This is a genomic window from Alsobacter ponti (genome assembly GCF_024294805.1).
Taxonomy (GTDB): Bacteria; Pseudomonadota; Alphaproteobacteria; order Rhizobiales; family Beijerinckiaceae; genus Alsobacter; species Alsobacter ponti.
Window position 1 is genome coordinate 390,744 of record NZ_JANCLU010000001.1, and the last position, 20,425, is coordinate 411,168.

The following is a 20,425-nucleotide window of genomic DNA, read 5'->3' on the forward strand; positions in this document are numbered from 1 at the left end:
GCTATCAGGTTCCCCCTAACGATCCCCGCGGGCCCGACCCGGCGCACCGCCCGGGCCAGCCGGGGAGCGAAGACGAGGATCGCGCGCGCGGCGGGGTGCCTTCCCATGTCCCGTCTCACGCCCCGCAATCCGGCCCCTCGGGCGGCGATCGCCGGCCCCGGTCCTCGTGAGCGGGCGCTCCCCGTGACGTTTCGCCGATTTCGATGGAAACGCCGTCCAGGCGGGCTCGCCTTTCGCGCGAAAAACCGTATGGTGCCGCGCATGACATGCACTTCCCCCGCCCGGAGGCGTCGATGACGTCCGGCGCGTCCTTCACCGTATTGCTCGTCGAGGACGAGCCGCTGATCGCGCTGACGCTGGTCGACATCCTCGAGGAGCTCGGCCACGAGACGGTCGAGGCGATGACGGCGCGCGAAGCCGCCAACGCATTCGCGTCCCGCGACGACATCGACCTGCTGATCACGGATATCGGCCTTCCCGACCTGCCCGGCGACCAGCTCGCCGACCAGTTGCGGGGCCTCAGGCCTGACCTGCCGGTCGTCTTTGCGACGGGTCACATCGGCCGGGGCGGCGCGCAGGAGCCGGTTGGCGATCCGCCGACCGCAAGGCTCCCCAAGCCGTTTCAGCTCGACGAATTGAACTCTCTGATCGACCGGTTGATGCAGGGACGCCGGCCGCGCGGGGGGCAGGGCGCCTCAGGCTGAAGAGGCGATGGCGTCGTGCGCGTCGTGCGCCGCGGCGTGGGTCAGCCCCTCGCCGTCGGGCGCAATGCGCAGCACCACCTCTCCGCCGTGGCGGGTATTCCACTCCAGGCGAATGCCGACCTGCCGCGCCAGACTCTCCACAAGGCGCAAGCCGATACCCGTACGGTCGAGCAGAGTCTCCGGGTCGAAGCCCGGACCCGTATCCTGAATCCGGACCGCGACTTCGCCGTCCGGGGTGGCGCCGACGTCGATCGTCACCGTGCCGCCGCCATTGGCGAACGCGTGCCCGAAGCAGTTGGACATCAGCTCTGCGATGATCAGCCCGACGCTCCCGGCGCGGCTCATCTCGATGGTCTCGTTGCGACCCGTAACGCGAATGTCGATGTGCTCGCACTGATGCAGGCGCGCGAGCGAGGGCGAGAGCCGCTCGATATAGGACTTGAGATCGATCCGGCTGACGTCACGGTCCTCGTGCAGCTCCTGCTGCACGAAGGCGAGCGTCTGGATGCGGCGGGCGATGGATTCGAGTTCCTTGCGGCTCGATTCGAGCCCGACCGTGCGGCTGCGCAGCCCGAGAAGGCTGAGGATCACCTGAAGATTGTTCTTCACGCGGTGATGCACCTCGGCCAGCAGCACATCGCGCTGGCGTAGCGCGCGGGTGGCCTCCTCCAGCGCGGAGCGCGCGCGCATCTCGGCCTCCTTGCGCTCGGTGATATCGACGCAGGAGCCGAGATAACCGCCGAACTCGCCGTCCGCGATGTAGATCGGGCGGCCATTGTCGACGAACCAGCGATATTCGCCATCGTGGCGGCGCAGCCGGAAATCCCGCGCGAATGTCGCGCGCTCCTCGAAGGCGGCCGCGAAAATGACCTGCGCGCGTTCGAGATCGTCAGGATGAATGATGGAGGTCCAGCCGTCCCCCAGTTCGTCGTCCAGCGATCGGCCGGTGAATTCGAGCCAGGACTGGTTGACCCAGTTACAGCGCCGATCGGTGCCCGCCCTCCAGATCAGGACAGGCGCGGCGTTCGCCAACTCGTGGAAGTGCTTCCCACTATCCATTTGAAACGTTCGTTCCCGCCGCAGACGTCGCAAGCGGGGCCCCACTCGCGTCTCAGCTCGATGTAACGCGCGGAAACACTTCTGGTTCCAACGTGCGGCGAAATAGCGCGCCAGTCGTTTCAAACAGAACGGGCCCGGCGGAGACCGCCGGGCCCAGAAACTCCGATCCGAAGAGGATCAGAACTTGTAGTTCAGGCCGACGCGAACGACGCCGAACTCGTTGTTGCCGGACTGGCGGGCGACGCCGACCGCGGTCGGGGTCGTGTCGTAGATCGTCCGCGTCCCGGTGCCGCGGTCGAGGCTGACGTAGAGGCCTTCGATCTTGGCGGTCCAGTTGTTCGTGAAGGCGTATTCGAGACCGCCGCCGAGCGTCCAGCCGACATTGGTGTCGTTGCCGCCGAGCTGCTCGCCGACGTTGCCGTAGGCCAGACCGCCCGTCACGTAGAGCAGGGCGCGGTCGAAGGCGTAGCCGACGCGGCCGCGCACGGTGCCGAAGTAGTTGCCGTGGTCCGTCGCGAAGGCGTACGGGCCGAAGCTGGTGGCGTAGGTGCGGTTCTTGCCGAAGTCGGCGTACTGGATGTCGGTCTCGAGGCCGAAGACGATCTGGCCGTACTGCATGTTGTAGCCGAGCTGGCCACCGCCGGTGAACCCGCCGTTGTCGCCCGTGCTGAAGATGTCGACGACGTTGCCGTCGGTCGCGGTGATGTTGTTGCTGTTGGTCCAGCCGTAGCCGGCGTTCAGACCGACATAGAAGCCCGTCCAGGTGAAGACCGGGAGGTAGGTGGTGGCCACCGGAGCCGCCGGAGCCATCGTGCGGCTCGGAAGGTCGGCCGCGAAGGCCGGGGCGGAGACCGCGACGAGAGCCGTCGCGGCGAGGAGAGCGTTACGCATGTGACAATCCTTTGTGTCGTTGGCGAACCGAGAGGCTGGAACCTAAGCCCCACGAAACACTCTCACAACCCGGGTAAAAGAAAAACGAAGCATCGTACATTCAGAAAAGCCTGTATGTGCCTGATCTGCAACAATTGAGGCCATGTTATCGCCATAAGTTGGCTAAGCTCTGGCTTCAATTGCGGCATGAATGCGGTGCCATGAAGGCGATATAGAGCGGCAAGACTGTTTGGGTTGCGATGGTTCGCAGTCGACGGTCTGTGAATTGACTTACATCATCTTTACAGATTCGTGAGAAGGGGCATTTCTCTGCCCGTGGCCTACGCGGGATGACGCGACATGCCGCCCTGACGGACAGGAACGTTGCAGAAGCGCTCGCGTTTGCGAGTCCGGACCCCCGGGCCGGCTGCGTTCACGCGGCGCCCCTGTCGCGAGCGACCCGGGAGCGTCGGTCCGCTGGAGGGTGCCATGGCCCCGCGCGCCAATTGGAAAGGCTATCTGAAGCTCTCGCTCGTCTCCTGCGCCGTGGCGCTGTACCCGGCCGCGAAATCGTCGGCCAGGGTCGCGTTCCACACGCTCAATCGCGCCACCGGCCATCGCCTGAGACGGCAGATGTTCGATCCCGAAACGGGCGACGTCGTCGAGACCGAGGACCAGGTGAAGGGCTACGAGGTCGCGAAGGGCGAGTACGTGATGGTCGAGGACGAGGAAATCGACGCCATCGCCATCGAGAGCACGCACACGATCGACATCGAGCGGTTCGTGCCTCGTTCGGAGATCGACGAGCTCTATCTCGATGCGCCTTATTATCTCGCGCCGGAGGACCGCGTCGCCGAAGAAGCCTTCGCGGTGATCCGCGAGGCGATGCGGAAAACCGGCATGGTCGGGCTGGCGCGCCTGGTGCTGTATCGGCGCGAGCGCATCGTCATGCTCGAGCCGCGCGGAAAAGGCCTGTTCGCCGCGATCCTGCGCTATCCTTACGAGGTTCGCGAGGACAAGCCTTACTTCGAGGAGATCCCGGACGTGACCATTCCGCCGGAGATGCTGGATCTCGCGCAGCACATCATCTCGAAGATGGAAGGTCATTTCGAGCCGGAGACCTTCGAGGACCGGTACGAGAACGCGATGATCGAGCTGGTGAAGGCCAAGCAGAGCGGGCGCGAGGCGGCGCTTCCCGCGCCCGCGGCCCGCCCCAGCAATGTCGTCAACCTGATGGACGCATTGCGCCGCAGCGTGCAGGCGGACGCGGGCGAGCCCGCGCCTTCGTCGTCCTCGCGCGCGAAGCCGCCGGCTCCCGCCAAGTCGAGCAAGCGGGGCGCCGCGCCCTCCGCTAGCAAGTCGGCCAACAGCGCCGCCCGGAGCAAGAAGCCGGCGGCCGCGCCGGCGTCGTCGTCGAAATCGCGGACAGGCAAGCCGGCCGCGCCCGCCGGCAAGGGCGCGGCGGCCAAAAGCGCCGCCGCGAAATCGGCCCCGCAGCGCGGCGGCCGGCTGCGCAAGGTGGGGTGAGCCGTGGCCGAACTCGACGTCTATCGCGCCAAGCGAAACTTCCGCAGCACCAGCGAGCCCGCGGGGGCCAAGCGCCCGACGCGAGCGAAGGGACTGGCGTTCGTCATCCAGAAGCACGCCGCCACAAGGCTGCACTACGACCTGCGGCTCGAACTCGACGGCGTGCTGAAGAGCTGGGCCGTCACGCGCGGCCCGAGCCTTGTGCCCGGCGAGAAGCGGCTGGCGGTCCACGTCGAGGACCACCCGATGGACTATGGCTCGTTCGAGGGCCAGATTCCGGAGGGGAATTACGGCGCCGGCGAAGTGATCGTGTGGGACCGGGGCGAATGGATCCCCGAGGGCGACCCGCACAAGGGCTACGCGAAGGGGCACCTCGACTTCACGCTCAAGGGCGAGAAGCTGTCGGGTGGCTGGCACCTCGTCCGCATCCGCGGAAAGAGCGGCGAAAAGCGCGAGAACTGGCTGCTCATCAAGTCGCGCGACGAGGCCTCGCGCGAGGTCGGCGACCCTGAAATCGTCGACGAGGCGCCCCGCTCGGTAATCAGCGGCCGCACGGTGGAGGACGTGGCCGGGCCGGGCGGAAAGGCCGGGCGTGGCGCGAAGGCCGCCGCCCGCCGCGAGCAGGCCGAGGCCGCGCGCGCGACGCCCGCCCCGAAGAAGGCCCCCGCCAAGGCGGCGACGTCCAAGGCGGCGACGTCCAGGGCCGCGGAGAAGCCCCGGGCGCGCGCGGCGCGCCCCGCCGCGCGCAAGCCGTCCGCTACGAAGGAGGAGGAGGAGTCAGGCGGTGGCACGCTGCCTGCGTTCATCGCGCCCTGTCTGGCGGAACTGCGCAAGGAGACGCCCGACGGGGACTCGTGGGTGCACGAGATCAAGTTCGACGGCTATCGCATGCAGGCCCGCGTCGATCGCGGCCGGGTTGCGCTGAAGACCCGCAGCGGCCTCGACTGGACGGACAAGTTCGGTCGCGCCGAGGCGTTGCGCGAGCTCGCCGCGCTGCCGTGCAAGACGGCGCTCATCGACGGCGAACTGGTGGTGGAGGCCGAATCCGGCGCGTCGGATTTCTCGGCGCTGCAGGCGGACCTCGGCTCCGGCCGCGCCGATCGCCTCGTGTATTTCGCCTTCGACCTGCTGCACCTCGATGGCGTCGACCTCACGCGCCAGAAGCTGCTCGCCCGCAAGGCCAAGCTGGAAGAGTTGCTGGGGCAAGGCCGCGCCGGCGCTCTGCGCTACAGCGAGCACATGGAGGAGGGCGGTCCGACGCTGCTGCGCCATGCCTGCCGGCTCAGCCTGGAGGGCGTGGTGTCGAAGCGCCGCGACGCGCCCTATCGCTCCGGCCGCACCGGCGACTGGGTCAAGTCCAAGTGCGCCGCGCGGCAGGAGTTCGTCATCGGCGGCTACACGCGGTCGACCACCGCGCGGCGCGCGGTGGGGGCGCTCGCCGTCGGGGCGTATCAGGACGGCCGCCTGGTCTACGCCGGGAAGGTCGGATCGGGCCTGTCGGAAGCGGCGTCAGTCGCCCTGTGGGATGAACTGGAGCGCCTGCGGGCCGACGCGCCTCCGTTCGCTGAGCCGCTGCCGGCCGAGGCGAAGCGCGGCGTCCGCTGGGTGCGGCCGACGCTGGTCGCCGAGGTCGAGTTTCGCGGCTGGACTGCCGGCGCCAGCCTGCGCCACCCCGTCTTCCACGGGCTGCGCCGCGACAAGCCGGCCAGCGAAGTGGTTCGCGAACTCGCGGCCGACCCGCCGGCTCCGGCCTCCGTCAATCCGGCTCCGGCCACGCGCATCCGCCTTACCCATCCGGACCGGGTGCTGTGGCCGGACGCGGGCGTGACCAAGCAGGGCCTCGCCGACTTCTATCTCGACGCGTGGCGCTGGATCGCGCCGTTCGTCGTCGATCGTCCGCTGAGCCTGGTTCGCTGCCCGGGCGGGGTCGGGGCCGAGTGCTTCTTTCAGAAACATGCCTGGGCCGGCCTCGACAAGTCGGTCGAGCGCCTGCCGGACGGGCAGGGGGACGTCGTGCTGGTGATCCGCGACGTCGACGGGCTCATGGCGCTGGTGCAGGCCGGCGTGCTGGAGATCCACCCCTGGGGCTCCCGGATCGACGCCATCGAACGGCCCGACATGCTGACCTTCGACCTCGATCCGGCGGAGGACGTCGATTGGGAGCGCGTCATCGCCGGGGCGCTCGCCGTGCGCGACCGCCTCGCGGCGCTGGGCTTGCGCAGCTTCGTCAAGACGACCGGCGGCAAGGGGCTGCACGTGGTCGTACCGATCCGTCCCGAGAACGACTGGGAGACAGCGAAGACTTTCGCGCGCTCCATCGCCGAAGGGCTGGCGAAAGACGAGCCGAACGCCTACACGGCGCAACTCGCCAAGGCGCGCCGCCAGGGGCGGATCTTCGTCGACTTCCTGCGCAACGGCAGGGGCGCCACGGCGATCGGCGCGTATTCGACCCGAGCCCGGCCGGGCGCGCCCGTCGCGACGCCGCTCGACTGGTCGGAGCTCGGGCCGGCGATCCGTCCGGACCGGTTCCGGGTCGGGAACCTGCTGAACCGGCTGGACAGCCTGCGGGCCGACCCGTGGGGCGATTTCTTCAAGGTCGACCAGGCGCTGCCGGCTCCCGGAGCGCGAGCCGCCGCCCCGCGCGGACGCGGGCGGCTCTAGGACGCCCGCGCGGCCTCAGACGAGATGGAGGTGCGGTTCGTTGCTCGACGCGCGCGGCGGGGGTGGCGTCTCGCGGTCGGCCGTCCAGCTCGGCTGCAGAACGCCGGTGTCGAGCCGCAGGCCCGCCGCGGCGAGGCGGCTGCCGAGGCGATGCGCCAGCATCAGCATGGTGCGGGACTGGATGATGTCGAGCTCCACCGCGCACTCCGCCGCGACGCGGTAGTGGCCGGTCTGCATGGCGGCGATCATGCTCAGCAGGGAGAGTTCGTCGGGCGTGGCCTGCGGCGATCCGTCGGGATTGAAACTGAACGCGCCCGACGTGCGCAGCCGCAGCTCGTTGTCGACCATGAGCGCGTCCGACATCACGCCGTCGGCGGAACGTTCGCCGAGCCGCTCGCGGACGCTGGCGTCGGCCGCGTCGAGATGCGCCTGGTCGTAGCCGTGACGGAAGCGGTCGAAGCGGCGAAACAGGTTGACGACGAACAGCGCCGTCGGCGGCAGCAGAACATGGACTTGGGGCGGGAACGCGTGAATGGACATTGTGGCCTCGGGCGACAACGCGACCCTGGGGCCGCCGACAGGCTCTCAGAACGTCATGCTTACGTCATAGTTCCCGGATCGGCCCGCCGCGCTTCGGCGGCCGCGCGGCGCCGGAACCTCGCCCGGATGGTGACGTTGCCCCAGCCCAGGGCGAGGCGCGCCGCGCGCCAAAGCCCATGCGCCAGACACGGGCAAAGAACGGGAGTGTTTCATGGACACGAACCATCAGGCTCGGCCGATCCGCGGCGCGGAGGAGCCGCAGCGAGCGAACGTCAACGAAGCCCGCCAGGCGGTCACGGGACACAACGTACGCTACGTGCTCTTCACGGCTCTCGCGCTTCTGCTTGTGGCGTTCGTCATCCTGTACTTCACCGTCGGCACCAGCTGGCGATAGAGGCCGAGAAGATCGCGCGGATCGGAACCAAGATCGCGTTTGTTCGTTGAAGAAGGCGGGAACACGACCGTTCGCCGCATGCCGCGTTCCGCCTGACAGGGCCTGTGGAGAATGAGCGACAAGAACACGGGCCGACTGGCGACCGGTCGGAGCGCGTTCCGGCTTGCGTCTGGACGGATCCCCGCAGGCGAACGGCTTCAGCTACGTTACGGCGGGCTGTTCTCGGTGATCGGAGTCCTGCTGCTGCTGCTCGCCGCCTTTGCGGTGGGCCTGGCGGTGAACGACACCAATCGGCAGATGCTCAATTTCAGCCGGGCCAACCTCGTGGGGCAGCAGGCCCTGCGCGCCGCCTCGATCCTCAACGAAATGGAAGCCGCCGAACGCGGCTACGTGCTGACCGGCGACGACGGTCTTCGCGGCTCGTTCCGCACTGCCAGCGAGGAGCTGACCCGGCTCGTCGACGGGCTGGAGCCGCTCACCATGGCCGGCGAGCAGCGTCAAAGGCTGGAGCGCCTGCAGGGCCTCGTGCGCGATCAGATCGTCCGGGCCGGACATATCGTCGCGCTGGTGGGGGAGGGCCGCAACGATACGGCGGTCGAACGCCTGCGCCAGGAAGCGCAGGCCGATCCGATGGTCGAATTGAAGGGCGTTCTGGGCGACTTCATCGCCGGCAACGAACGGTCGCGCGAGGCCGCCGAGACCGAGTACGAAACGGCCTCGCGCCGCCAGCTCTACGCGGCCATGGGCGCGGCATTCGCCATTCTCGTCTTCGGCCTCCACCAGGTCACCAACACCTACCGCTTCATGCGCCAGCTCAGTTCCAGCCAGACGCAATTGCGGCAGGCGAATATCGGCTTGGAGGACCAGGTCGCCACGCGGACCGAGGAGCTGGCGGAAACCGTGATGCGCTTCCAGGTGGCGCTGCGGGCCGCCAACGTCGTCGTGTTCTCCCAGGATGCCGAGCGACGATTCACGTGGAGCAGCCGCGACATTCTCGGCGCGTCTCCGTCCTGGGTCATCGGCAAGCGCGAGGAGGAGGTGTTCGACCCCGACGTCGCCGCCGCGGTCGCGCCGGTGAAGGAAGCCGTGCTGGCGACAGAAGAGGCGCAGGATTATCAGTACGGCGCGAGGGTCGATGGCGAGCAGCGCTGGTTCCGCTCGCGCGCCGAGCCGCTGCGCGACGAGGACGGCCGGGTGGTCGGGATCGTCGGCGCAGTGATCGACGTCACCTCCGAGCGGGAGGCCGAGCGCCGCAGCGCGGAGACCAGCCGGGAACTCGCCGAAACGTTGCGGCGTCTCGACGTAGCCATGCGCGGGGCCGACATCTTCGTTTTCACCGAGGGGCCCGACCGCCGGATCACCTTCGCGAGCCCGGATTTCCTGGGCCGACCGGCCGCTTCGCTGATCGGCCTGCGCGACGAGGACTTCCTGCCGGCAGATGTCGCCGCCCGGGTCACGGCCATCAAGGCGAGCGTCGCGCGCGACGGAGAGCCCATCGTCGCGGACCTGCCGGTGCTCCGGCTCGCCGACGGCGCTGAACGATGGATGAAGCTGCGCGTCGAGCGCCTGCGCGACGGCGGGGCCGGACAGACCACGCTCATCGGCTGCGCCGTCGATGTGACGCGCGAGAAAACCTCGGAGCATCGCCTGCGCGCGCTGACGGACGAGCTCGACCAGACCATCCAGCGGTTCCAGATCGCCTTGCGGGGAGCGGACGTCACCGTCTTCACGCAGGATCGCGACCTGCGTTTCACATGGCTCAGCTCCGACACCAAGGGCCCCGACGGCGAGTCCATCGTCGGGCGCACGGAGGACGAGATCCTGGTTCCCGAGCTTGCCTCGAGGATGCGCCAGTTCAAGATGACGGCGTTGAGTTCCGGAGAACCGCAGCACGGGGAATTCCGCTATATCCTTCCCGACGGTGACCGCTGGTATTTCGTGCGCGTCGAGGCGCAGCGCGACGAGATTGGCGAAGTGAACGGCCTGCTCGGCGCGGCGGTGGACGTCACCGAACGGCGTCAACGCGAGCTGCACAATCGCGTCCTCCTGCGCGAGCTGACGCACCGGACCAAGAACCTGCTGGCGGTGGTGCAGGCGATGGCCCGCCAGACGTTGACCGCCAGTTCGTCGGCGCGGGACTTCGAGGCCCGCTTTTCCGGCCGCCTCCTCGGACTGGCGCGGTCGCTCGACATCCTGGTCGACGAGAACTGGGAGGGCGCCCTCGTCGCGGAATTGGTCCGCTCGCAACTCGATCACTACAGCGACGTGATCGGAACGCGGATCGTGCTGGACGGGCCCGAATTGCTGCTCGAGCCGGAAGCGGCGCAGCAGATCGGCCTTGCCCTGCACGAACTGTCCACCAACTCGGCGCGGTACGGCGCGCTGTCCGACGACAAGGGCCGGGTCTTCGTCACCTGGTGGCGAACCACGGGGCCGGGCGAAGGCCGCTTCCACTTCGAGTGGGTGGAGCGCGGCGGCCCGGCGGTGCAGCGGCCAGAGCGGAAGGGTTTTGGCCATGCCGTGCTGGAGCGCCTGGTGCCGCGAGGCCTCGGCGGCGCGGCGACGCTCGACCTTGCTTCCGAGGGGCTGGTGTGGCGGCTCGAGGTGCCCGACACCTATCTGAGCAAGCCGGGCGACGCCCCGCGGCCGATGAAGATATGGGCCGGCTGAGTCAGGGGTTCGTGCTGACCGCGCCCTCGTTGGCGCGGCGTCGGGCTTCCCGCTGCTCGCGGAACTGCTCGCGGCGCTCCACGGCCCACTGATCGTCGGTGGACTCAGGCATCACCAGCGGCACGCCGAGGCACACGCTCTGGGCAGGAAGCACCGTGTTCCAGTCCTCGATGAGCTTGCGGTAGGCGCGCCCCACCGGCCGGATCTTGCGGTCGAGGTCGTAGAGGCCGAGCGGGTTGACGCGACCGTTGGGCTCCCGAAGCGCCGTGTCCCAGTCGACCTGGTCGGTCAGCGAGTACCAGGTGAAGCCCACGATGGGCACGCCGCTGTTGCGAACGCGCAGCACGTTGGCCCACTGCTTCCAAAGCCAGTTCACCGCCTCGTCGCCAAGCTTGCCCTGCGAGATGTTGGTCTCGGTGTGCATCACGGGCAGGCGGTAGCGGTCGTAGTACTGGCGGGTGATCTCGTTGTAGCCGAACACCTCCATGGCGGCGCGGGTGGAGCCGTCGGCCATCACGCGGTGCTCGTTGGTGACGTAGTAGTCGTTCCCCATGATGCAGTGATGCTTGAGGGTGTTGTTCATGAAGAACGCGTACTCGGCCCGCGTCATGCCGTTGTCGAGCAGGAACTCGTACATGTCCGAGTTGACGCGGATGCCGTAGTTCAGGTCCAGCGAGAGAAAGCGCCGGGAGTTCATCGTCTCGGCATGGGCGATGGCCGAAGGGCCTTCGGCGTGGAAATATTCCGACGACTCGCTCTGCACGAAAATCGCGTCCGGCCGCACGTCGAGGATGGCGTGCATGGCGAGCACGTTGGCCTTCACGATGGTCTTCAGCGCCGTCACGAATGGCCCGTCGCCGGTCAGCTGCTCGTTCCACCATCCATAGGCCGCCGAGAAGGTGGCGCAGATGAACATCTCGTTCACCGGCGTATAGAGCTGAACCCAAGGGTAGCGTTCCGCGAAGGCGCGGGCGTACTTGGCGAACGCGCCCGGAAAGTCGGGGTTCTGGAAATTGCCGATCCAGTCGGGCACGCCGAAGTGGCAGAGGTCGACGATCGGCACGATGCCGAGCCGGCGAATTTCCTCGAAGGCCTCGTCGGTGAAGCTCCAGTCATAGCGGTCGGCGGCGGGATTGACGCGGTAGTAGGGCGGTCCGTAGCGCAGCATCTTGACGCCGATTTCCGAAACGAGCGCAAAGTCCTCGCGCCAGTGCTCGTAATGTCCGCACTTCTCCATTTCATCGACGCGGGTGGCCCCGCCGTGGATGGTCGGCTGGCTGTTCTCGATCCCGGTCGCGAACATGAAGAAGGGGGCTACGGCCATGTCAGTCCCGCCGGCCGGCGCGCAGCGCCGCTTTCGGTCTGTCAACGGCCCAGGCCGCGCCGCGTTCCAACAGCGGGACGCGCATACAAACGGCGACAATTTGACTCACCGGGAACAGCGTTCGCGGCTCTCCGTTGTCGGGCAGGTCTCACGCGGAGCGCTTGTCATGGACGACCGGAAGAGGATCGCCCGTTTCGTCGGGATGAATTTCGGGCTGGGCGCGGTCATCGGCTTTGCCTTCGTCGCCGCCATCCTCGTGCTCGACGTGAGCGGGCTGCGCAGCATCGCGGCCACCACGGAGGGCGGCGCGATGGCGGTCATGCTCCTGCTGATGGGGTGCGTGAGCCTTGCGACCGGGGCCATGTTGTCCACCGCGCCGGCCGACGATCCGCGCCCTGTTCCCGTCCGCTCCGGGGCGCGGGACCGCCGCCGCTGAATCCAACCTGTCGGCCGAGGTCGCGCCGTCACCCGGCGCGCCGGGGCTCAGGGGTCAGGCGGCCTCCTCGTCGTTGGCGTGGGCCGCCATGCGGGCGGCCGCAAGCCCGATCAGCCGATGCAGGAGCAGCGTGGCGGTCGGATCTTCGCCGGCGCGATCGCGGAGCACCCGGAAAGTCGACGCGACGAACTTGCCCTTGCCGTAGGCGCGCTCGACCGACAGCGCGACGGGCTTGTGGATCCACCCGATGACCATGCCGGCGTGAACGCGGGAGTGGAAGTCGAGCAGGTTGCAGCCCACCATGACATGGGTGGGAATGACGCGATCGAACGTCTCATCGATCAGCGGGCCGCCGGGGAAATCCGCGAAAGCTCCGCTGCGCACCAGCCAGGCGAAGGTCGACGCCCAGTCGCCCGCCCACAGCGTGCCGTCGCGGGCCACGACCCGGACGTTCTGCCAGTGCGGGAAGAACGGGTAGAGCTGGCCCTCGCCGGTCGGCAGGTAGACGAGGCGGCCGCCCTCGCGCACCCACGCCACGATGGCGCGGTCCACTTCCGTAGCGACCACGAGTTCCGCTTCCCGCATCGAGGGGGCCAGCCGATAGCCGAGCAGGGCGAGGCGCTCGCGGATGTCGGCTTCCGGCGACCACACGACCACGTCGGCGAGCGCGCCGCCCGAAGGGCGGGGATGCAGCGCGGGCGCGATGCGGTTCTCGGCGAGAACCGTTCCCTCGTCGTCGACGAGGCGGAAGTCGAGCGCCACGCCGCGCGCCGAAGTTGCGTCGGGAAGCTGAACGCCGACCACGCCGATGTCCGCCACCTCGCCCGGCGGGAGCGCCGGCACGGCCCAGCTGCGGGCCGACTCTCCGTCAATGCTGAGCTCCACGCGGCAGCCGTCCAGCACGGGGCCGGCGCCGTGGGCGACCGTGAGGTCGATGTTCATCGTCTCGCCCGACCAGTACGACATGCGCTCCCAGCGCGGCACCACGACGGTGTCGGCGTTGATGCGCGCGAACTCGCCGTGGAAGACGCGCGGATTCCGGCGCATGTCGAGCAAGCCGTTCGACTCCCAATGGGCGTCGGTGAACTCGGTGATGACATAGCCGCCGAGCGCCGGCCGGCGGCGCATCGTCTCGATCTCGTATTTCAACGCCCGGTACTGCTGCCACTGCGCGGCCACGACGAAGCCGCGCAGGTCGCCGAACACGCGGTCGAGGCTCCAGTCGGCGAAGCGGTTCTCGATGCCGTGGGCGTACATCACGCCCTCGCCCCAGTCGTGGCCGGTCTCGAACCACCAGGGCTCGCGTCCGTCGGCGTCGCGCAGGTCGTCGGGGTGGGGCAGGCCCCAGTTGCCGAACTCCGAGCACATCAGCGGCTCGCTGCCGCGGATTACGGCGTCTCCCTCCGGGCTGTAGAGCCAGGACGCGCGGCTCGCCAGTTCGTCGACGAAGGCGTCCCAGGCCCGCCTGTTGTCGGGGAAGGCGGCGTAGAAGTGGTAGTCCGCGATGTCCGTCTCGACGTGGAAGCTGGGCGCCAGCGGCGAGTTGTCGACCACGAGGCGCGAGGGATCGTAGGCCTTCAGCCACGCATAGGTGCGCTTCAGCCAGGCGCGATGGTCGCCGTCGTGGACGAGGTCGACGCCCCAGTTCTCGTTGATGATCGTCCAGATGATGATGGAAGGGTGGTTGCCGTCCCTGTCGACAATGCCCTTCAGCAGCGTTTCCTTGCGCTGGCGGGAGCGCTCCGTCGACAGGCCGCCATTCGGCAGCTCGGTCCAGATCAGCAGGCCGATGCGGTCGGCGACCTCGTAATAGCGGGGATCGGCCGCCTTGATGTGGCAGCGCAGGCAGTTCAGGCCCAGCTCCTTCGCCTTGCGGAACTGGTCCTCGAGGAACTCCACCGAGGGGACTGTGCAGATCGTGTCGGGGTAGTAGTCCTGGTCCAGCGCGGCGCGCAGGAAGATCGGCTCGCCGTTGAGGTAGATGCGGCCGTTGCGCGTCTCGACCGTGCGGAAGCCGAAGCGGTCGCTCTTCTCGTCGAGGACCGCGCCGTCCCGGTCGAGCGACGCCTCGAGACGGTAGAGGTTCGGCTTCTCGGGCGACCAGGGGCGCACGTCGGGGACGGTCAGGACCAGCGAGAACTCCTCGTCTCCCGGCATCACCGGCTCGGACGCGGACGCCGCCACGCGGCCATCGGGTCCGACCACCCGCAGCTTCAGCGTGTGCTGGGCGGCCAGCGCGCGATGGAAGAACACGGTGGCGCGGACCTCCCCCGTTCCCAGGTCGGAAGCGATGCGCAGCCGCGACATATGGTCCGGATTGCGCCGCTGGATCGTCACCGACTGCCAGATCCCGGAGAGCGGGCCGTACCAGCTCTGCTTGCCGAACGGGATCTCCGCGAAGGGCGCTTCCGGGAACGCGGCGGGGTTGTCGGTGGGGCTCTCGACGCGGACCTTCAATTCGTTGCGGCCCTCGACGAGGTACTCGCTGACGTCGAAAGCGAAGGGCAGGAAGCCGCCGCGGTGCTCGCCGATCGGCGTGCCGTTGAGCCATGCCTTGGTATGGTGGAACACCGCCCCGAAGTGCAGGAACAGGCGGCCGGACTTGAAGCCCACCGGAACGTCGAACTCGCGCCGGTAGATGCCGATGCCGGCGCGCATGCGCAGATCCGGGAACTGCGCCTGCCAGGGGCCCGGCACGGCGATCCGGCGCACCGTCACCGGCTCCACCTGCCGGTCGTCGGCGACGTACAGGAAGTCCCACTGGCCATCGAGGCAGATTTCGGAAGTCATGAACGGATCCCGGCGGAGTGTCGTGTGCGGAAGGGGGGAGAGGCGTCGGTCGCGCGGGGCGCGTCCCTCAGGAGCGGTGGGCCTGGTAGTAGGCGTCGACCCGCACCCACCAGTCGTCGTCCATCGCCTCGTGATCCGGCAAATAGATCGGCGCGTCGCGCAGCGTCTCGCGGGGCAGGGACACGGTGATGCAGTCGCTCGAGGGGTCGTGCCGGCACGTTTCGAAAGGAATGACGCGGCAGTCGTCGCCCACGCGCGGCATGCTGCCGAAGCAGACCACGGCGAACAGGACGCGGCCGGTCGCGTCGTCGATCACGAGATCGACAAGCTTGCCCACGGCGTGACCGCCGGCGCAGCGCACCGTCTTGTTCAGGCAGGGAGGACACTCTGGCGGGAGCTCGCCGTGGCGCCAGGCCCAGTGGCCGGGCCGCCGTGCCGCAATCATCATTGCCGCCTCCTGGAAGTGCTCAACGTGTCGCAACGGCCAAGGTTCCCTTCGGTCAATCGACGAATAGCGGTCCACGGCGCTCGAGGCCATCCGTGTAAACCCGGCCAGACACAGAAATCTTGCGGCTTTTCAATGACATGGCGAAGTTCAAGCTTGCTTTGGTAAGGATGTGGACGGTCGCGATGAGGCCGTTTTTCCGCTTCGCTTTGGCCCGAGTGCGGGGCTGTTCGGCCGGGAACTTCGCTCCGGCGGCGACGTTAACTCCAAGCCCGCTCGTCCGGGATCAACGCTTCCGGCTTTCCGAGAGCTCGTAAACGCAGGCGCCGTGCGCCTGGGCGTGCAATCTTTTTTTGAATAAGGACAGTGGTCAGCCATGCATAGCGCGACACCGCCCGGTTCCAGCAGCAGCCTTTCCCTTCGTGCAATCGCCCACCCCAAGCCCCTGTTCCTTTGCTTTTCACATTTGCGATGGGATTTCGTCTGGCAGCGGCCGCAGCATCTGCTGAGCCGCGCGGCGAGGACGTACCGCGTCATCGTCTTCGAGGAGCCCATCGTGGAGGCCATCGCCGAGCCCCGGCTCGACATGGCGGCGAAGGGCGGCGGCGTCACGGTCGCGACGCCCGTGTTGCCGGAGGGCCTGAGCGAACGCGGCACGATGGCGGCGCAGCGCAAGCTGCTCGACGCCATGCTGGCCGAAACGGGCCAGCCTTCCGCGCTCTGGTATTACTCGCCGATGGCGATGGCCTTCAGCTCGCACCTCACGGCCAAGGTCGTCGTCTATGACTGCATGGACGAGCTCACCGCGTTCAAGAACGCTCCCGTCCTGCTGCCGCTGATGGAGCGGCGGCTGTTCAAGCAGGCCGATCTCGTGTTCACGGGCGGCGTCAGCCTGTACGAGGCCAAGAAGGGCCGCCACCGCAGCGTCCATGCTTTCCCGTCCAGCATCGACGCGGCCCATTTCGCCCGCGCTCGCCGCGAGGGCCGCGAAGACCCGGCCGACCAGGCTTCGATTCCGCATCCCCGTCTCGGCTTCTTCGGCGTCATCGACGAGCGCATGGATGTCGAGCTCGTGGCCGAGGCGGCGGGGCTGCGTCCGGACTGGCACTTCGTCATGCTCGGGCCGGTGGTGAAGATCGACCCGGCTTCGCTGCCCCGTCGCGACAACATTCATTGGCTCGGCGGCAAGGACTACCAGCGCCTGCCGGACTACCTCGCGGGGTGGGATGTCGGCATCATGCCGTTCGCGCTGAACGAGGCCACGCGGTTCATCAGCCCGACGAAAACGCCCGAGTTCCTGGCCGCCGGCGCGCCGGTGGTCTCCACGGCGATCCGCGACGTGGTTCGGCCCTATGGCGACAACGGCCTCGTGGAGATCGCCGACGGGCCGCGGGACTTCGTCGACAAGGCTGCGATGCTGATGGAGCGGCCACGCGAGGCGTGGCTGGCCAAGGTCGACCGGCATCTCGCGGCCGGATCGTGGGACAAGACCTGGGCTTCCATGCAGAAGATGATGCGCGACGTCGTGCTGGCCAAGAGCGCGGCCGGCGAGCGACGCGGCCAGCGTCCCGCGGCGACGGCGGAAGGCGCGGTCCATGTTTGATTGGCTGATCGTCGGCGCCGGCTTCGCGGGCAGCACGCTCGCGGAGCGCCTGGCGAAGGTGCGCGGGGACAGGGTTCTCGTCATCGACAAGCGGCCCCACATCGGCGGCAACGCCTATGACCGGCATGACGAGGCCGGGCTGCTGATCCACCAGTACGGTCCGCACATCTTCCACACCAACTCGCAGGCGATCTTCGATCACCTCTCGCAGTTCACGCAGTGGCGGTTCTACGAGCATCGCGTGCTGGCGATGGTGGACGGCCAGCTGCTGCCCATCCCCATCAACCTCGACACGGTGAACGGGCTCTACGGCCTGTCCCTCACGGAGGACCAGGTTGAGGACTTCTTCGCCTCGCGCGCCGAGCCCGCTGCGGAGGTCCGCACGTCCGAGGACGTGGTGGTCGGCCGCGTCGGCCGCGATCTCTACGAAAAGTTCTTCCGCGGCTATACGCGCAAGCAGTGGGGGCTCGACCCCTCGCAGCTCGACAAGTCGGTGACGGCGCGGGTGCCGGTGCGGACCAACCGGGACGACCGCTACTTCGGCGACACGTTCCAGTTCATGCCGCTGCACGGCTACACGCGCATGTTCGAGCGGATGCTGGATCACCCCAACATCAAGGTGATGACCCAGACGAGCTACCAGGAGATCCGCGACCTCGTGCCGCACCGCCGGGTGATCTACACCGGCCCGGTCGACGAGTTCTTCGACTTCCGGTTCGGGAAGCTTCCCTACCGGTCGCTGGAGTTCAAGCACGTCACGCTCGACCAGGAGTGGTTCCAGAAGGTGGCGGTGGTGAACTACCCGCAGACCGAGGACTACACGCGCGTCACCGAGTACAAGCACCTCACGGGCCAGAGCCATCCCAAGACGAGCCTGACCTACGAGTACCCGCGCGCGTCGGGCGATCCCTACTATCCGATCCCGATGCCGAAGAACGCCGAGCTCTACAAGCAGTACGAAGCGCTCGCGCGGGCCACTCCGGACGTCTGGTTCGTCGGGCGGTTGGCGACGTATCGCTACTACAACATGGACCAGGTGGTGGGGCAGGCGCTCGCCACGTTCCAGCGGATCCAGGCCGGCGAGCCGGCCACGCGGGAAGGAGCCATGGCGGCGGGCGGCTGACGGCCGCCGCTCAGTCCCGTCGTCTTCCCCGTCTTCTCGGCGCTCCGGGACGCGATTCGCGTCCCGGACCTCCCTGTCTTCGATCTTTTCTTGTCAGGCTTCGACGCGCATGCGGGGCACGCGCGTCAATCGTTCGCGCTCCCGGGGCGTCAGCCCCGGCTGCCGCCCTGCGGGTCGCGCCGATGCGAGGCCTCTCCGCCCTTGCGCCCCGCCTCGGCGGCGAGCTTCGGGTCGCGGGAGAAGCTGCGGGCCTCAGGGGCGACGCTGCGGCCGCCCTTGCGGCCGGCTTCGGCAGCGAGCTTCGGATCGCGCGAGAAGCTGCGCTTCTCGTTGGGCACGCTCTCACCGCCCTTGCGGGCGATTTCGCGCTGCTTGCTTTCGTCCATCGAGGCGAAGCCCCGATTGGACCTCTGCTGCTTGTCTGCCATTCGCGAGGCTCCTCTGGCTTGTAGACTTGCGCAACGCGCGGGCTTCGCCATGAGTTCCGTGGCGCTTACGCTTTGTTTTGTTTCCGCGTCGCCTCGAATTGTGGGCGTGCGCCGGCCGGCGCGGCCCGGCAACCAACGCCTGCCTCGTACGTTCCCCGGCACACGGGCTGGGGCCCGACCGCGAAGGAGGAAACTCGGATGAGGAAGATCGTGCTGGCGGCGTCTGTCGCACTCTCGCTGGGCGCGTGCGCCCAGACCGAAGCCGACAACCGGGCCCTGACGGGAGCCGCGCTGGGAGGCGCGACCGGCGCCGTCGTCGGCGGGCTGGCGACGGGCAAGGCGGGCGGCGCGCTCGCGGGCGGCGCGATCGGCGCGGCCGGCGGCGCCATCCTGGGCGCGGCGACGACGCCCCGGCGCTATGGCGACTGCTACTACGACGGCTGGGGCCGCCGCGTCTGCAATTACTACTGAGACTCGTTCGGCCGCGAGGCCGCAAGACAGCGCCGGCGCAAGTGATTGCGCCGGCGCTTTTGTTTTTGGGGTTCAGCTCCTGGGGAGATCAGCCCTTAGGGGAGATCAGCCCTTAGGGGAGATCAGCCCTTGGCCTTGGTGGCCTTGTGCGCCTTCGCGCCGGTGGTGTTGGAGGTCGACAGCTTCTGGACCGCATCGAGATGCTTCTGCAGGTCCGGAAGCAGCTTCGCGGCGAACTGCTTCAGGGGCGCGCTCTCGCCGCTCATCGAGTAGGTCTTGAACAGCGCCACGGCGTCGGTATGCGCCTTGAGCTGCGCGGCGATGTAGTCCTTGTCGAAGTTCGTCGCGGCGTTGACGCGGTTCAGCGTCGCCTCGTGCTGCGCGTCGAGCTTGGACGTGTCGGGCAGCTGCTCGTTGGCGGCCTTGACCGCCTGGACGAACTCCTGCTCGGCCTTGGTGTGATCGTCGATCATCATCTGCGCGAAGCGCTTCACGTCCTCGCGCTTCGACTTCTGCAGCGCGACGCGGCTCGATTCGATCTCGAACTTGTTGGAGTTCGCGACGGTCGAGACGAAAGCCTTGGCGTCGACCGCCGCGGCCGCCACCGCGGGCTTGGTCGCGGCGGACTGCGCCATGGCGGGGAAGGTGGAAAAGGCGATGGCCGCGACGGCGGCGGCGGACAGGATGGTTTTCACGGTTCGACTCCGGTTGACTGGATTGCGGGCCTGCCCCCCGGAACACCCGCCTCGGAGAACTCGGTGCGAGAGGGGCGGTTCCGGCGCGGCAGCCGGGGCGGCGGGCGCAAAAAAGAGGGCCGGCGCGGGTTTCCCCGGCCGGCCCCGTTCGGGTTGCGGCGCGTGTTACATGGCGTCTTCGTTGACGTCGCCTTCCGCGATTTCGGTGAGAAGACGGTCGGCGTTCTTCTCCTCGTCGAGGGTCTGTTCGAGCAGGTCGATGGCGTCGTCCATCTCCAGTTCCTCGGCCCACGCGATCAGCGTGCCGTAGCGGGAGATTTCGTAGTGCTCGACGGCCTGCGCGGCGGCCAGCATGCCGGCGTCGCGGACCTCGTCGTCCTCGATCTCCTGGATCAGCGACTCGGCTTCCTTGATGATGCCCTCGATGGCGTCGCAGCGCTCGCCCTTCACGGGCTGCTTGACGATGGCGAACACCTTCTCGAGACGCTGCACCTGTTCGCGCGTCTCCTCGAGGTGCTGCTGGAAGGCTTCCTTCAGCTCTTCCGACTGCGCCTTCTCCACCATTTTCGGGAGCGCCTTCAGGATTTGGTTCTCGGCGTAATAGATATCGCCGAGCGTATGGACAAAGAGATCCTGCATCGTTTTGACGGCCATGATGGTGCTCCTGTGAATGAGGTGCCGAGGA

18 protein-coding genes are annotated in these 20,425 nt (G+C 68.1%); 9 read left to right on the top strand and 9 right to left on the bottom strand.

Features of this window, described 5'->3' with window-relative positions:
- Positions 1-293: 293 nt before the first annotated feature.
- Positions 294-704 carry a response regulator gene (locus NK718_RS01910; protein WP_254738003.1) on the top strand — a complete coding sequence of 137 codons (411 nt, stop codon included), beginning with the start codon at positions 294-296 and terminating at the stop codon, positions 702-704.
- Here NK718_RS01910 and NK718_RS01915 read toward each other — a convergent pair.
- Entirely contained in the window at positions 696-1,763 is a 1,068-nt protein-coding gene (locus tag NK718_RS01915) for a sensor histidine kinase (protein ID WP_254738005.1), read from the bottom strand. The two genes, NK718_RS01910 and NK718_RS01915, sit on opposite strands and share 9 nt — an antisense overlap.
- Positions 1,764-1,940: 177 nt before the next feature.
- Positions 1,941-2,654 carry an outer membrane protein gene (locus NK718_RS01920; protein ID WP_254738007.1) on the bottom strand — a complete coding sequence of 238 codons (714 nt, stop codon included), beginning with the start codon at positions 2,652-2,654 and terminating at the stop codon, positions 1,941-1,943.
- A gap of 468 nt (positions 2,655-3,122) precedes the next feature.
- On the opposite strand from NK718_RS01920, the gene ku reads away from it, so the two are divergent.
- Positions 3,123-4,160, top strand: a complete 1,038-nt coding sequence (gene ku, locus NK718_RS01925) for a non-homologous end joining protein Ku (protein ID WP_254738009.1) — start codon at positions 3,123-3,125, stop codon at positions 4,158-4,160.
- Between the two features lie 3 nt (positions 4,161-4,163).
- The gene (gene ligD, locus NK718_RS01930; protein WP_254738011.1) at positions 4,164-6,821 is read left to right on the top strand and encodes a DNA ligase D; all 2,658 of its coding nucleotides are present in this window, start codon (positions 4,164-4,166) and stop codon (positions 6,819-6,821) included.
- A 15-nt stretch (positions 6,822-6,836) separates the two neighbouring features.
- On the opposite strand, the gene NK718_RS01935 is transcribed toward ligD, so the two are convergent.
- The gene (locus tag NK718_RS01935; RefSeq protein WP_254738013.1) at positions 6,837-7,361 is read right to left on the bottom strand and encodes a hypothetical protein; all 525 of its coding nucleotides are present in this window, start codon (positions 7,359-7,361) and stop codon (positions 6,837-6,839) included.
- Positions 7,362-7,572: 211 nt separating this feature from the next.
- On the opposite strand from NK718_RS01935, the gene NK718_RS01940 reads away from it, so the two are divergent.
- Together NK718_RS01940 and NK718_RS01945 are read left to right on the top strand one after the other, a co-directional pair.
- A complete protein-coding gene (locus NK718_RS01940) occupies positions 7,573-7,755 on the top strand; it encodes a hypothetical protein (RefSeq protein ID WP_254738015.1) in 183 nt (60 codons plus the stop codon).
- Between the two features lie 225 nt (positions 7,756-7,980).
- Positions 7,981-10,425 (top strand): PAS domain-containing protein, encoded by a 2,445-nt coding sequence (locus NK718_RS01945; protein ID WP_254738017.1) that lies wholly within the window; start codon positions 7,981-7,983, stop codon positions 10,423-10,425.
- 1 nt (position 10,426) lies between these two features.
- Here NK718_RS01945 and NK718_RS01950 read toward each other — a convergent pair whose 3' ends face one another.
- Complete coding sequence (locus NK718_RS01950) at positions 10,427-11,749, bottom strand: family 1 glycosylhydrolase (protein ID WP_254738019.1); 1,323 nt, start codon at positions 11,747-11,749, stop codon at positions 10,427-10,429.
- Between the two features lie 166 nt (positions 11,750-11,915).
- Here NK718_RS01950 and NK718_RS01955 point away from each other — a divergent pair, with 166 nt between their 5' ends.
- Positions 11,916-12,185 carry a hypothetical protein gene (locus tag NK718_RS01955; protein ID WP_254738054.1) on the top strand — a complete coding sequence of 90 codons (270 nt, stop codon included), beginning with the start codon at positions 11,916-11,918 and terminating at the stop codon, positions 12,183-12,185.
- Positions 12,186-12,239: 54 nt separating this feature from the next.
- Here NK718_RS01955 and NK718_RS01960 read toward each other — a convergent pair whose 3' ends face one another.
- Together NK718_RS01960 and NK718_RS01965 are read right to left on the bottom strand one after the other, a co-directional pair.
- A complete protein-coding gene (locus tag NK718_RS01960) occupies positions 12,240-14,975 on the bottom strand; it encodes a glycoside hydrolase family 2 protein (protein ID WP_254738056.1) in 2,736 nt (911 codons plus the stop codon).
- Between the two features lie 67 nt (positions 14,976-15,042).
- Positions 15,043-15,423, bottom strand: a complete 381-nt coding sequence (locus tag NK718_RS01965; protein ID WP_254738058.1) for a PRC-barrel domain-containing protein — start codon at positions 15,421-15,423, stop codon at positions 15,043-15,045.
- 463 nt (positions 15,424-15,886) lie between these two features.
- Here NK718_RS01965 and NK718_RS01970 point away from each other — a divergent pair, with 463 nt between their 5' ends.
- Both NK718_RS01970 and glf read left to right on the top strand, forming a co-directional pair.
- Positions 15,887-17,023 carry a glycosyltransferase family 1 protein gene (locus NK718_RS01970; RefSeq protein ID WP_254738060.1) on the top strand — a complete coding sequence of 379 codons (1,137 nt, stop codon included), beginning with the start codon at positions 15,887-15,889 and terminating at the stop codon, positions 17,021-17,023.
- Positions 17,016-18,146 (top strand): UDP-galactopyranose mutase, encoded by a 1,131-nt coding sequence (gene glf / locus NK718_RS01975; RefSeq protein WP_254738062.1) that lies wholly within the window; start codon positions 17,016-17,018, stop codon positions 18,144-18,146. Before NK718_RS01970 ends, glf begins: the two co-directional genes overlap by 8 nt.
- 149 nt (positions 18,147-18,295) lie before the next feature.
- Here the strand turns inward: glf and NK718_RS01980 are convergent, their stop codons facing one another.
- Positions 18,296-18,574: a con-10 family general stress protein gene (locus tag NK718_RS01980; protein ID WP_254738064.1), complete on the bottom strand. Its 279-nt coding sequence runs from the start codon at positions 18,572-18,574 to the stop codon at positions 18,296-18,298.
- 198 nt (positions 18,575-18,772) lie between these two features.
- On the opposite strand from NK718_RS01980, the gene NK718_RS01985 reads away from it, so the two are divergent.
- Positions 18,773-19,045, top strand: a complete 273-nt coding sequence (locus tag NK718_RS01985; protein ID WP_254738066.1) for a YMGG-like glycine zipper-containing protein — start codon at positions 18,773-18,775, stop codon at positions 19,043-19,045.
- Positions 19,046-19,167: 122 nt separating this feature from the next.
- Here NK718_RS01985 and NK718_RS01990 read toward each other — a convergent pair whose 3' ends face one another.
- Complete coding sequence (locus NK718_RS01990; protein ID WP_254738068.1) at positions 19,168-19,740, bottom strand: DUF4142 domain-containing protein; 573 nt, start codon at positions 19,738-19,740, stop codon at positions 19,168-19,170.
- 165 nt (positions 19,741-19,905) lie between these two features.
- Positions 19,906-20,394, bottom strand: coding sequence for a YciE/YciF ferroxidase family protein (locus NK718_RS01995; protein WP_254738070.1), 489 nt, complete (start codon positions 20,392-20,394; stop codon positions 19,906-19,908).
- Between the last annotated feature and the right edge of the window lie 31 nt (positions 20,395-20,425).